8 protein-coding genes are annotated in these 12,816 nt (G+C 75.3%); 4 read left to right on the top strand and 4 right to left on the bottom strand.

Annotation, left to right across the window (positions count from 1 at the left end):
- Window positions 1-95 precede the first annotated feature (95 nt).
- Window positions 96-2,177, top strand: a complete 2,082-nt coding sequence (locus FHX73_RS31175) for a SpoIIE family protein phosphatase (RefSeq protein WP_145909295.1) — start codon at window positions 96-98, stop codon at window positions 2,175-2,177.
- On the opposite strand, the gene FHX73_RS31170 is transcribed toward FHX73_RS31175, so the two are convergent.
- Window positions 2,174-3,952 carry an FUSC family protein gene (locus FHX73_RS31170; protein ID WP_246213994.1) on the bottom strand — a complete coding sequence of 593 codons (1,779 nt, stop codon included), beginning with the start codon at window positions 3,950-3,952 and terminating at the stop codon, window positions 2,174-2,176. The two genes, FHX73_RS31175 and FHX73_RS31170, sit on opposite strands and share 4 nt — an antisense overlap.
- Window positions 3,953-4,179: 227 nt before the next feature.
- On the opposite strand from FHX73_RS31170, the gene FHX73_RS31165 reads away from it, so the two are divergent.
- The 3 genes from FHX73_RS31165 to FHX73_RS31155 are packed head-to-tail and all read left to right on the top strand — an operon-like array spanning window position 4,180 to window position 10,328.
- Window positions 4,180-4,548 carry a hypothetical protein gene (locus FHX73_RS31165; RefSeq protein ID WP_145909294.1) on the top strand — a complete coding sequence of 123 codons (369 nt, stop codon included), beginning with the start codon at window positions 4,180-4,182 and terminating at the stop codon, window positions 4,546-4,548.
- Window positions 4,542-5,504 carry a hypothetical protein gene (locus FHX73_RS31160; RefSeq protein WP_145909293.1) on the top strand — a complete coding sequence of 321 codons (963 nt, stop codon included), beginning with the start codon at window positions 4,542-4,544 and terminating at the stop codon, window positions 5,502-5,504. The genes FHX73_RS31165 and FHX73_RS31160 overlap by 7 nt, the downstream gene beginning before the upstream one ends.
- Before the next feature lie 45 nt (window positions 5,505-5,549).
- On the top strand, window positions 5,550-10,328 hold the full coding sequence (locus FHX73_RS31155; RefSeq protein WP_145909292.1) for a CHAT domain-containing protein: 4,779 nt from the start codon (window positions 5,550-5,552) through the stop codon (window positions 10,326-10,328).
- A 28-nt stretch (window positions 10,329-10,356) separates the two neighbouring features.
- Here the strand turns inward: FHX73_RS31155 and FHX73_RS31150 are convergent, their stop codons facing one another.
- Genes FHX73_RS31150 through FHX73_RS31140 form a run of 3 tightly spaced genes read right to left on the bottom strand, consistent with a single transcriptional unit; the run spans window position 10,357 to window position 12,801 of the window.
- Window positions 10,357-11,028, bottom strand: coding sequence for a TetR/AcrR family transcriptional regulator (locus tag FHX73_RS31150; RefSeq protein WP_145909291.1), 672 nt, complete (start codon window positions 11,026-11,028; stop codon window positions 10,357-10,359).
- A 49-nt stretch (window positions 11,029-11,077) separates the two neighbouring features.
- Window positions 11,078-11,371 carry a DUF1330 domain-containing protein gene (locus FHX73_RS31145; RefSeq protein ID WP_145909290.1) on the bottom strand — a complete coding sequence of 98 codons (294 nt, stop codon included), beginning with the start codon at window positions 11,369-11,371 and terminating at the stop codon, window positions 11,078-11,080.
- Window positions 11,372-11,418: 47 nt separating this feature from the next.
- The gene (locus FHX73_RS31140; protein ID WP_145909289.1) at window positions 11,419-12,801 is read right to left on the bottom strand and encodes an MFS transporter; all 1,383 of its coding nucleotides are present in this window, start codon (window positions 12,799-12,801) and stop codon (window positions 11,419-11,421) included.
- Window positions 12,802-12,816 lie beyond the last annotated feature (15 nt).

Here is a 12,816-nt window from a genome sequence, read left to right as displayed (position 1 = left end):
GGAGGGCGACCCGCGGACAGGGCGAGGTGGCGCGGCGCAGCCGGAACGGGACAGCGGGCCGCCGGAACCGGTGGCAGGCGGAAGGAGGGCCGGGGATGGGTGCCTCCGATGCGCGGCGGCCGGCGCCCGGCGCGGTGCGGCCCACCACGTCCGAACCCGGCGGCCTGCTGGACCTGCTCGGGGTGGCCGCGGCGGTGCTGGACGCGGAGGGGCGGGTAGCGCTGTGGAGCCCGCAGGCCCAGGACCTGTTCGGCTGGAGCGCCGAGGAGGCGCTCGGCCGGTACGCGGCCGAGCTGCTGGTCGCCGAGGAGCACTGGGGGATGATCCTGGAGCTGTTCGCCGAGGTGATGCACGGCGGCGGGCACTGGGCCGGGGTGTTCCCGGTGCGGCACAAGGACGGCAGCACCCGGCAGGTGGAGTTCCGGAACATGCGGCTGCAGGACGAGCACGGCCGGGTCTACGCCCTGGGGATCGCCACCGACGAGGCCACGCTGCGCGGTGTCGAGCGCGACCTGGCCCTGTCGGTGCGGATGGTGGCCCAGTCGCCGATCGGGCTGGCCGTGCTCGACACCGATCTGCGGTACGTCATGGTCAACCCGGCGCTGGAGCGGCTCAACGGCCTGCCGGCCGCGCAGCACATCGGCCGCGACGTCCGGGAGGCACTGCCGTTCCTCGACACGGCGGCGGTGGAGGCGTCGATGCGTCAGGTGCTGGCGAGCGGTGAGCCGTTGGTCGACCAGTTCACCTTCGGGCGCACCCTCGCCGACCAAGGCGCCGACCGCGCCTGGCGGGCGTCGTACTTCCGGCTGGAGGACTCGATCGGGCGGGTGATCGGCCTGGCGGTCTCGGTGCTGGACGTCACCGAGCAGCAGCGCGTGACGGCCGAGGCCGCCCGCGCCCGGCAGCGGCTGGCGCTGGTCGCCCAGGCGTCCATGCGGATCGGCACCACCCTCGACCTTGGCCGGACCGCCCAGGAACTCGCCGACTTCGTCATCCCCGACCTGGCCGACGTCGCCGCGGTCGACGTGCTGGACTCGGTGCTCAGCGGTCGCCCGCCCACCCGCGGGCCGGTGGCCGGGCCGGTGACCCTGCGGGCCCTGGCCGTGGCCGCGGCCCAGCCGTCCGACGCCCTGCACGCCGCGGACCCGGTGGGGGAGATCGCCAAGTACGCCGCGGACCGCCTGGTCACCCGGTGCGTGACCAGCGGCCGCCCGGTCCTGGTGGCCCGGGTGGCGGGCACGGACCTGCCGGCCATCGCCCGCGACGACGAGGCCGCGGCCCTGCTCGGCCGGGCGGGCCTGCACTCCTACCTGGCGGTGCCGCTGATCGCCCGCGGCGAGGTGCTCGGCGCGCTGGACCTCAAACGCCTGGGCGACTCGCGGCCGTTCGACGAGGACGACATCCTGCTCGCCGAGGAGCTGGCCGCCCGCGCCGCCGTGTGCATCGACAACGCCCGCTGGTACCAGAGCCAGCGCAACGCCGCCCTGACCCTGCAACGCCACCTGCTGCCGCGCACGCCCACCCGGTCCGCGGGCCTGCGGCTCGCCTCCCGGTACCAGCCCGCCGGCCGCACCGCGCTGGCCGGCGGCGACTGGTTCGACGTCATCGAGCTCGCCGGCGACAAGACCGCACTGGTCGTCGGCGACGTGATGGGCCACGACATCAACGCCGCCGCCGGCATGGGCCAACTGCACACCGCCACCCGCACCCTGGCCGACCTGGACCTCGACCCCGCCCAGGTGCTCGGCCACCTCGACCGCGTCACCGCCGACCTGGAGGAGACCATCGCCACCTGCGTCTACGCCGTGCACGACCCGCACAGCGGGCAGTGCCGCGTCGCGCTGGCCGGCCATCCGCCGCCCGTGCTCGAACGCCCCGGCCGGGAACCCGAGTTCCTGGACCTGCCGCCGGGCGCGCCGCTGGGCGTCGGGGGAGTCCGGTTCGAGTCCAGCTGCGTCGAGCTGGCCCCCGGCGACCGGCTGCTGCTCTACACCGACGGCCTGGTGGAGACGCGCACCCAGCCCATCTCCACCCGCCTCGCCGCGCTCCTCGACCTGCTGCGCGGGCCCCGGCAGCCGCTCGAAGTCACGTGCGACCGCCTGCTGGCCGCGCTGCGGCAGGCGGACGACGACGAGGACGACGTGGTGCTGCTCATCGCGGAGGTAGACAGTCCCTAGCGTGCGGCGGTCATCCCGTCGAGCCGCGCGCGCAGCTCGGTGACCTCCGGCGGGACCGGTTCGCCCTGGGCCACCCGGACCGCGTAGGCGGTGGTGGCGTCGACCACGCGCTCCAGCTCCGCCACCACCGGCGCCGCCTGCGCGCCGTGGCGCGCCAGCGTCGGGTGTTCGGCACCCGCGAGCTCCACCGCCCGGCGGGCGTCCGCGAGCGTGCGGTAGGCGGAGCGGCGCAGCGCGGTCCGGCGGGCCGGGTCGCCGTGCAGCCCGGCCAGGTAGCCGCGCGCGGCCTCCACCGCGGCGCCGACCCGCGCCGACAGCGTGCGGCCGTTGTGACCCGGGATCGGCAGGTGGCCGACCGCGAGCACGATCGCGCAGGCCAACAGGGTGTCCGCGACCCGGTCCCCGATCGCCTGCGGGCCGCTGGCCACACCGATCAGTGCCAGCACCAGCACCGTCACCACCGCGGTCAGCCCGGCGAAGTGGCGCCCCGCGACCGGGATGGCCGCCGCCGCGAGCACCACCGCGGCGACCGCCCAGACGGTGCCCGGCAGCACCGTCGCCCAGGCCGCGAACAGCAGCGCCCCCGCGACGGTGCCCGCCGCGCGCGACAGCACCCGCGAGACCAGCGGACCGAGATCGGGCTTGACCAGGAAGGCCGCGGTGAGGGGGAGCCAGTACCAGCGCTGGGCGTGCAGCGTCATGGCGACGGCCGTGCTCGACAGGATGGCCACGGCCACGCGCAGCCCGTACTCACGACCCGCCGCGCCCGCCGCCCGTCGCAGCCGGGCGCCCGGACGGCTGGTCGCCGGCAGCCCGGAACCGGCGCCGCCGTCCCGGCTCCCGAACGCCAGGGCCGCGGCGAGCACCGCGTCGTCGAGCGCGCGCAGCTCGGAGGTCCGGCGCTGCGGTGCGGCCAGCGGACCGCACGGGCCGTCCTCGCGGACCGCGCGGGCCAGTCGGCGCGGCGCCGTCGCGAGCCGCTCCGGCACCGGCGTGCCGTTCCAGGCCAGGGCGGCCGCCGCCTCCGCGAGCGGCAGCACCGCCGCGAACCTGGCGTGCAGCCTGCGCTCGGCCGCGCCCGCCGCCCGCAGGCGCGGCCCGCCGAGCGCCTCCTGCGCCCGGTCGAGCGCCTCGCTCAACGCCACCCGGCGGGCGGGCGCCGCCTGCGTGCCCACCGCCTCCAGGAGCTCGGCGACCCGCAGGTACGCGGCGGCGACCGCCTCCCGTTCGCCGTCGAGGAACGACAGCCCTCCCGGCCGTCCGCCGGGCAGCGCCAGACGCAGCGTCAGCACCCAGGCCGCGCCCGCCAGGAACGCGACCGCCATCGTCCACGGCGCGAGCCGGGAGGGCATCCCGGCACCGATCGCCGCCATGATCAGCAACTGGGTGCCGGCCGCCGAGGCGACCGGCCCGATCACGCTGACCATCCCGGCCAACAGCCCCACCACCGTCAGCACGCACGCCGTCAGCACCTTCCCGGCGTGCGCCGCCTGCAAGGCCGCGCCCAGCGCGAGCAACGCCGCACCGGCGGCAGCGGGGACGCCGATCCGCGGCACCGCCGCCCGCCGCCCGCCCGGACGGTCGTTCACCGTCGCCAGCATCGCGCCGAGCGCGGCGAACACCCCGACGGCGGCGGGCAGGCCGCTCAGCAGCACCACGGGCAGTACGGCGGTGCCGAGTGCGGCCCGCCCGACGGCGCCCCAGGCCCGGGGCCCGCGCGGCCAGGCGAGCGCGTGGGTCAGCCACCTGGGAAGGGAGCGAGGGGATATGACCAAGGCTCAGATCCGTATCGTCCGACGGCGGATGGGTGCGGGATGCCGACGGGATCGCCGCCGGCCGCCGTGGACGTCTTCGGCCTGGCTGCCGACCAGCCTAACCGGCGACGCTGTCCGTCTTGTTCCGCGCGCGTTGCGCGCGGGTGAAGCGGCCCGGCGGTCGGGGATTCGCCGGCCGAGCGCCGAACCGTCCTCCGGGTGGGCCTTCTTGTGGCAGAGTGCTGCCCGTGGGAGATCAGGAACTGATCAACATCGGGCGGTCGATCGCCCAGGACCTCGACCGGATACTCGGCGCCGCGGCCGCCGAAGTCCGTCCGCGGCTGGTGGAGTTGCTGGACCGCGCCGAGGCGGGGGAGCCGGTGCGGGCCGAGCTCGTGGCGCTGCTGGCCGAGCGCGCGGAGCTGCGGCGGGCGGTGCGCAGCCGTCAGGCGGGCGATCAGCAGTACCGGCTGTACGATCCGCTCCCCGGCGACCCGGGGGCCTGGGCGCCGCCGCGGTACGTCTGCCCGAACTGCGATCAGGAGTGGTACCGGTTCGACGCCGGCGAGGCGGTGCCGCGTTGTGACCAGCACGACGTTCCGCTAGAGCCGTGCTGACCGCCTTCTGGGAGGGGCTCGGCGGGAAGCTGGGGGAGCGGGGCTCCGCCGGGTACGGCGGGCCGCTGCTGGTGCTGCTCGCCGGATGGCTCGCCTGGACCTACCACCGGCACGGTCTCACCGGCCTGGAACCCGGGCACTGGAAAGACCGTTCGGCGGAGCTGACGCGGCTGGAGGCCTCCGAGCAGCTCCTGCTCGTGCTGCTCCTGATGCTCCTCGCGTACGCGCTCGGCGTCGTCGGGCGCCGGCTGTCCGTGCCGCTGCTGCGGCTGCTGGAGGGGTACTGGCCCGCACGGGCCGCGCAGCCCCTGGCCTTCCGTCGGTTCGAGCGGCGGCAGGCCGATCGCACCGCCGCGACGCAGCTGCACCGGGCGCACGCGGCCGCCCCGCACGAGGTGGCCGCGCGGCAGCGGATGGCGAGGTTGGCCAGGCTGGAGCGGCGCATCGCCGCCGTGCCCGCCGACCCCGATGCGGTGCTGCCGACGCGGCTGGGCAACCTGCTGCGCACCGCCGAGGAGGGGCCCCGGCACCGGTACGGGATCGATCCCGTGGTCTGCTGGCCGCACCTGTGGCTGCTGCTGGACGACGGCGAACGGGCCGAACTCACCGCCGCCCGCGGCACCTTGCAGGCCGCCACCGGCTCGTTCCTCTGGGGGCTGGCGCTGCTGCTCTACGTGCCCCTGGCCTGGTGGATGCTGCTGCTCGCGCCGATCGTCTGCGCGCTCTCGTACTACGGCACCGCGCTCGCCGCGGCCCGCACCTACCGGGACCTGGTGCTGGCGGCCACTGACCTGCACCGGTTCGACCTGTACGCGGCCGTGCACTGGCCGCCGCCCGCGGACCCGTCGCAGGACGTGGCGTCCGGTCGTGCCCTGACGGAGTTCCTGCGGCGCGGCATCCCGCCGAAGGACCTGCGCTACGCAGACGGTAGCCCTGGGTCCGCCGCCGGCAGCTGAGCGGAAGCCCGGCGGCCAACGCCGCTGCACGGCATAGTGGTTCGGGTGGACGACGGGGAGCCGGCGCGCGCCGGGCGGGGGATCGCGGGGAAGCTCGGGCGGCTGCTGGGACGGCGCGCGAAACCCGGGCGCCCGGGACCGGAGGCACAGCCCCTGGACGAGCACGACGAACACCAGGAGGAGCTCAACGAGTTCGTCCAAGCCATCTACTCGGCCACGAGCTGGGTCGAGACCCGGCAGCTGATCCTCGACCATCCGCAGCTGGTCACCGCCGAGGCGATCGCGCTGATCGAGCGGTACGAGGGCCTGGCCGCTGCCCGGGGTGACGAGGACTCACGCGCCCGGTTCGTCAACCACCGGCGGCTGCTGCAGGGCACCATCGACGCGGACGTCGACATCGCCCTCGGCGATGCCACCCCCCTCAAGGACCAGGCCGGGTTCGGCGCCGATCTCGACTGGTACGTCGACCTGTTGAACGAGATGCTCAACCTGCCCCGGTGGATCGAGCGGCGCTGGATGATGGAGGCGCGGCCCTACCTGCTGCACGGTCCGGTCGCCGACGTCGCCGAGGACCTGGCGCAGCGCCAGCCGGACCCGCTGGTCGTCCACCGGCTGCGGCTCATCGCCCAGTTCCTGCGCCGGGCCAAGGAGACCGACCCGGCCCGCGCCGTACTGGAGCAGGTCGCCCGCGCGCTCTTCGCCCACGGCCCCGCCGACGACGAGCCGACGCTCGCCTCGGCCGTCGCCGCCTACCTCCCACTGGCCCAGGAGAGTTCCGACGCGGTGCTCGCCGAACTGGTCGACGAGATCGCGGACCCCGACGAGCGGCGCCGCGCCGAGGGCTGGCTGCACGCGCTGCGCAGGTTCCGGGCCGAGGGGAACTCGGTGCTCGGGCGCGACCGGGTGCTCGTGCTGCAGGCGGTCGACCTGCTCGACGAACTGCTGCGCACGCCGAGGACCGAGGACATCGTCGCGCTGATCACCGAGCACCCGGTGCTGCTGGAGCCGGCGGTGCGCGAGCACGTGCACACCTCCCTGCGGGGAGACACGCCGAGCATCCGGCTCCGCTGGCAGTTCGTGGCGCGGCTGCTCGACCGGGCCGCGCAGGTCGGCCCGGTGCGGGCCGTGCCGGAGATCGCCCACCGCGAGCGGTACGAGACGGCGGTGGCGCTGGACGCGTTCGTGCACGCGCGCTCGGAGGCGGAGGAGGAGCTGCTGTTCGTCGGCTTCCCCGGCCTGAGCTCCGAGGAGACCCGCGCGATGCTGGCGGAGCTGGTGGCCGACGGCGAGGACGCCAACGGGCAGAAGCGGCGGGCGGAACGGCTCGACGCCTTTCGCGCGGGCCATCGCATGACGGACTACCCGATGTGGGAGCGGAGTTCGCTCAGCGACCGGGCCTTCCACCAGCTGGCCGCGCACCTGCTGGAGGAGCTGCGGCAACAGTCGCCGGACGACGGGCTGCGCCTGGTCGGCCTGCTGGAAGTCACGCTGCGGCTGGCCCCGCCCGATGCCCCGACCGAGCTGCTCGACGTGCTCCGGGGCCGGCTGATGGCCGGCTACCTGGCCGAACTCGACTCGCCGTACCAGGAGTTCGCGCTGGACCGGGTGGTGGAGCTGCACCGGATCCCGATCGCCGGCGCGCTGGGGGTGGACCCCGGGATGTGGCACCGCAGCCTGGCCACCGTCCTCGACCGGCGGGCCGCCTACCGGGAGGGCGACGGGAGCGACCGGGAGGAGGCCGTGGCGGCCATCCGCCGGGCGATCGACTCGGCGACCGATCCCGACCAGCGCAGCCACTGGCTGCTCGACCTGGCCGACATCGCCACCTCCGGCGAGGCGGCCGGCTACCGTCCCGCGTCGCTCCGCCAGGCGCGGGCGGCGCTGCGGGAGGTCGCCGAGATCGCGGAGGCCGGGGAGGCGGTGGAGGTCGACCTGGAGGCGCACTCGTTCTTCTCCTGGCGCCTGCTGGCCTACGCCGTGCGGTTCGGCGATCCGGCCGAGGTGGCGGACCGGGTGGCCGAGGCCGAGGCGCTGCCCGGTCGGAGCGGCGGCTGGCTGTCGCTGCTGCAGGCCGTCGTCGAGGCGTACAACCGGCACCCGGCCGAGGAGCTCTGGCTGCTGGTGCGGCGGGTGGCCGCCGCGGCCGAGGCCGCTGCCGAACCCGGCGACGAGGAGTACGCGCAGCAGCTGCGGTCGGCCCGGCTGGGAATGCTGCTGAGTCGGACCGGGCGGATGCGGGACCCGGAGGCCGAGGCCGACCAGGCGCTCGTCCTGACGGAACACCTGGTTGCTGACCCCCGGGACGACCGGCTGGTCGCCCTGCTGCTCCGGCTGAGCGGGGGCGAGGGCACCCGGGCCGATGTCGACGAGGCGATCGGCCTGCTGCGGGCCGCCCACGGCGCCGTTCCCGGACTCGGCGGCCTGCTGGCCGAGGTGCTCGTGCTGCGGCACGAGCTGACCGGAGAGCCGGCCCTGCTCGACGAGGCGATCCGGCTCGCCGACGAGTCGTCAGGGCGGACGGGCCAGCCGCTGGCGACCCGCAACAGCCTCGCGGTCTTCTACCGCCGGCGGTTCCAGCACACCGGCCAACTCGCCGACCTGGAGACCGCGATCGCCCTCCTGGAGGAGGTGATCGACACGGAGGCGGGCAGCTTCGCGCACACCCAGGCGCTCGGCACCCTGGGAATCGCCTACCAGGACCACTACGCCACCACCGGCGACCCCGCCGCCCTGGACACCGCGATCCGCCTCCTGCGCGCAGGCCGCGACCAGGCCCTGCCGGGGGCGAGCACGCTGCCCAGCCTGCTCACCAACCTGGGCACGGCCCTGGTGGCCCGCGCCAACCACCCCGACCGCGAGGACGAGGACCTCCGGGAGGCGTTGGAAGCGGCCGCGCTCGCGGTCGAGCTCACGCCCGCGGGGTCGTCGCGGTTGGCGCGCAGGCTGGTGAACCTGGCGGTCGTGGAGCAGACGGTTGCCGCCCACCGCCGCGACGCCCGGTACGCGGAATCGGCGGGCGCCCACGTCCGCCGGGCCCTCGACCTGATCGGCCCCGACTCGCCGTTCCGACCCCTCTACCAGGCCAACCTGGCGCAGTCCCTCCTGCTGCTGTCCGACCTCACCGCCGACGACGCGGCCGAGCAGGAGGCGTTCGCCCAGGCGCGGCAGGCCCTCGCGTACGGCCCCGGCTGGTCGCCGCAGACGGTGGTCCGGCTCGCCGGGGCAACCGGCCGGTTGCTGGCCGCGCGCTCGCGCTGGGCGGAGGCGGCGGAGGCCTTCGGGGTCGGGGCCGACGCGCGCCGACTCCTGGTGCAGGGCCAGCCGCTGCGGCGACAACGGGAGGCCTGGCTGCGCAGGGACGGCGGTCTGCCCCTGCTCGCCGCGTTCGCGACCGCCGTCGCCGGCGACCCGGCGCGGGCGGTGGAACTGGTGGAGAGCGCCCGCGCCACGGAGCTGACCAGGGTGCTCGACCTGCGGCCCCGGCAGCTGGAGCTGGCCGCCGGCCGCGGCCACGACGAGCTGGTCAGACGCTGGAACCAGCTGACGCTCAGGCTGAACCGGCTGGGCACCGAGCATTCCGGCGCCCCGGGGGCCCTGCTCAGCGCCGACGGCTGGCAGGTGCCGGAGCTGGTGCGCGAACTGGAGGAGCTGGCCACCGAGCTCGAACTGGCTGGCTCTGCACAACTGGTGACTAATCGTCAGACCGTGGACGTCACACAGGTGCACCTGCTCGCCACCGAGTGGATCGGCCTCGCCCTGGTCGTCCGCGACACCGGCGACGGGCCCGAGGTCGACACGCTGCTGCTGCCGGAACTGACCGGGGCCTGGGTCGCGGGCGCCGCCACGGCGTTGAGCCGAGTGCCCGCGGCGAAGGTCGGCGCCCTGCTGCCCACGCTCCTCGCTGAGCTGGGCCGTCGCGTCACGGGTCCGCTGGCGCAGGCCCTGGGCGACGACGGCCGACCGGTGGTGCTGCTGGCCGGCGGACACCTGGGGTTGCTGCCGCTGCACGCAGCCACCCTGCCCGACCGGCCCGGGACGGCCGCACTCGACGTCCTCGACATCCGCCACGCGCCCAACGCCCGGGTCCTGGCGGCCGCCACCGCCGCGGCCGAGGGGCAGGCGATCGACCAGGCCCTCGCCGTCGGCGGCCAGGGCGGAGCACCGCAGCTGCGGCACGCGGCCGTCGAGGCGCGGCTCGCCTCCGCCGCGCTCGGCCGCGGCCGGGTGCTGGACGGCGCCGACGCCCGCACCGGCGGGGCGGCCGAGGCGCTGCTCGCGGCACTGGGCCGGGCGTCCGTCGTCCACTACGCCGGCCACGCCCGCGCGGTGCCGGCGGATCCGCTCGCCAGCGCCCTTGTCCTGTCCGGCGAGGACACCCTCACCATGGCCGAACTGCTGGGCCGTCAGCTGCGGGCCCGACTCGTCGTCATGTCCGCCTGCCGGACCGGCGTGGTTGGCGAGGACCTGCCGGACGAGCTCATCGGCTTCCCGACCGCCCTGCTCCAGGCGGGCGTGGCCGGGGTGATCGCCACCCTGTGGCCGGTGCCCGACGACTCCTGCCTGATCCTGATGCTGCGCTTCTACCAAGCCCTGCGCGCCGGCACCACCCCGCCCGAGGCCCTGCGCGCCGCCCAACGCTGGCTGCGCGACCTCACCGCGGCCGAGCTCCGCGCCCACCTCGCCGAGATCCGCGAGACCGGCGCCGACTGGCCACCGCCGGACGTGCTGGACGGCTGCTTCGAGGTCGTCGCCTTCCGCGAGCCCGACGAACGCCCGTTCGCCAGGCCGGAGCACTGGGCGGGCTTCGTGTACATCGGGGCGTGAGGGGATTCCCGGGGCGTGGTCGAAATCGTCACGCCATGCCGTAACCCCGCATCAGCGCGCCCAGGATGTCGGCGAGCTTCGGCGCGACATCGACGAGGGCGTGGGCCAGCTCGGGGGAGTCCTGGTAGAAGCGGCGCAGTTCGGTTCCCGGCGCGGCCATCTGCCACAGCGCGCCGGCCATGGAGACGGCGGTGGCGACGACGTTGCCGGCCTGTTCCTCCGTCAGGTTCAGGACGCCGCGCAGGGCGGTGCCGACTGCCCCGACCTCGCCGATGGCGATCAGCTTGAAGGACCGGACGGCCGTGAAGGAGACGCCGCGCTCCAGGTTGAGCGGCGTGTGGGCGAGCAGGTCGCAGAAGAGCGGCCGCGCGACGAGCGAGTCGGCGAGGACTGCCGCGACGGCGATCGGCGTGCCGGGATCCGCCGGGCGTGCGCCGTCCAACTCGCCGAGCCGGTTCCGCACGTCCTGCGACCACTGGACCCACTCGCCGGCTGCCAGACGGAGGAAGATCTCCTCCCTGGTCTCGAAGTAACGCAGCATCGCCGACTTGTGCATGCCCACCACCGCAGCGATGTCGGTGAGGGTCACCGCGCGCACGCCGTGCTCGCCGGCGAGGCGTGCGGCGGCTTCCAGGATCGACGTCTCGCGGGCTTGCTTGGCCTCCGCGCTTCGGGCGCGCTCAAACTGCGGTGCGGTCACCTACACAGACTACCGCAACCAGGTTTCACTAAGAGATGCCCCGGCGCTGTCAGCCGAGGCCTTCGATGATGCGGAAGTCGCGCTCGACGCCGTCGGCGAGTGCGGCCAGCGCCTCCTGGTAGGCCGCGCTCGCGCGCGCGGCGACCGCCTGCTCGAAGCTGTCGAACTCGATCAGGATGGTGCGCTGGGCGATTCCGGCGTCGTGGGCGACGACCTGGCCGTCGCGGGCGAGCACCCGCCCGCCCGCGGCCCTGACGGCCGGACCGGCCAGCTCGTTGTAGGCGGCCAGCTTCTCGGGGTCCACGATGGTGCGGTAGACGCTGACCCAGTAGCCCTTGGGCACGGTAACCTCCGGTGTTTCGGAATTGATGGTCGGACACATGCTCGGACCTATGTCCGGCGGGCGAGGGCGAGGGCGGCCACCGTCGTGATCGCCATCGCGGCGACGCCGATCAACGCCGCGCTCGTGTAGGCGCCGTCGTCCGGGAAGAGGTGGCCCGTGGCGGTGCCGGCGGCCAGCACCAGACCGCCGAGGGCGCTGCCCAGGGAGTACCCGACGCTGCGGACGACGTAGTTGAAGCTCATGGCGCTCGACGTCTCGCTCTTGGGGGTGACGGCCAGGATGACGCCGGGCATGGCGGCCGAGAAGCTGCCGACGCCGAAGCCCAGCACGCCCATGGCCGCGAGCAGTTCGGCCAGGTCGGACCGCGCGGTGGCGAACAGGACGAACCCGCCGCCGACGATGGCGGCGCTGCCGGCCAGCAGCAGGGGGCCGTCGATCCTGGTCCGGACCCGCGGCGTGAGCTTTCCGGCGACGAACCCCAGCGCGGAGAACGGGATGAGGACCAGCCCCGCCACGAAGGTGGTCAGTCCGAAGCCGTAGCCGGCGCTGCGCGGCGTCTGCGCGTAGCGGGTGATGAGGGTGAGCAGCAGGTACATGCCGCTCCCGCCGACGAACATGGCGATGTTCGCCCCGGCGACCGCCGGGTGCCGGGCCGCCCGGACGTCGACCAGGGGCGTCTTGCTCCGCAGCTCGGAGACGGTCCAGGCGCAGAGCAGGAGGACGGCGGCGACGGCCAGGGCCAGCGCCACGGAGAGGTGCCGGCTCCACAGGCCGCTCTCGCCGGCCAGGAACAGGACGAGGAGCAGGCCGCCCGCCAAGGCGAGCGCAGCGGCCACGTTCACCCGGGCGGAGCGCCCGTCGGGAGCCGCGGGCACGGAGCGCCACGCGGTCACGAAGGCGAGGGCGGTGACGAGCAGGCCGAGGCCGTAGGCGGCCCGCGGCCCGCCGAGCTCGGCGAGCAGCGCGGCCAGCGGGTAGCCGACGCCGGCTCCGATGATGGAGACCACCGAGATCAGGGCGATCGTGGCCGCGCCGCGCTCCTCGGGGAGGTGGTCGCGGGCCACGCCCATCATCAGCGCCGTGAGACCGAGTCCGACGCCCTGGGCCGCCCTGCCCGCGAGCAGCCAGGCGAACGGCAGCGGCAGCACGGTGAGCGCGCTGCCGCCGACGACGATCGCCAGTGTGGCGAGGATCGCGGGCCGCCGGTGCGGACCGGCTCCGAGTCGGCCGAGGACGGGTGTGGCGAGGGCGCCGCTGAGCAGGGCGATGGTCAGCGTCCACTGCGCGCTGTCGAGGGAGACGTGGAAGGTGGTCGCCACGCTGGTGATGAGCGGCGTCCCGAGGCTGGCGACCGCCGCCACGACCAGGGCGATGAAGACCAGGGCGGGGACCAGCGGACGTGCCTCGGGACGTATCGGGGCGGTGCTCACGGGCCGGCCGTGAGC

The organism is Kitasatospora viridis (assembly GCF_007829815.1).
Classification (GTDB): Bacteria; Actinomycetota; Actinomycetes; order Streptomycetales; family Streptomycetaceae; genus Kitasatospora; species Kitasatospora viridis.
The sequence above is the reverse complement of the archived record's forward strand: the minus strand, read 5'-3'. Positions and strand labels throughout refer to the sequence as shown.

Coding starts and splice junctions, on each gene's coding strand:
- FHX73_RS31175 (WP_145909295.1), top strand. CDS start 96: ATGGGTGCCTCCGATGCGCGGCGGCCGGCGCCCGGCGCGGTGCGGCCC.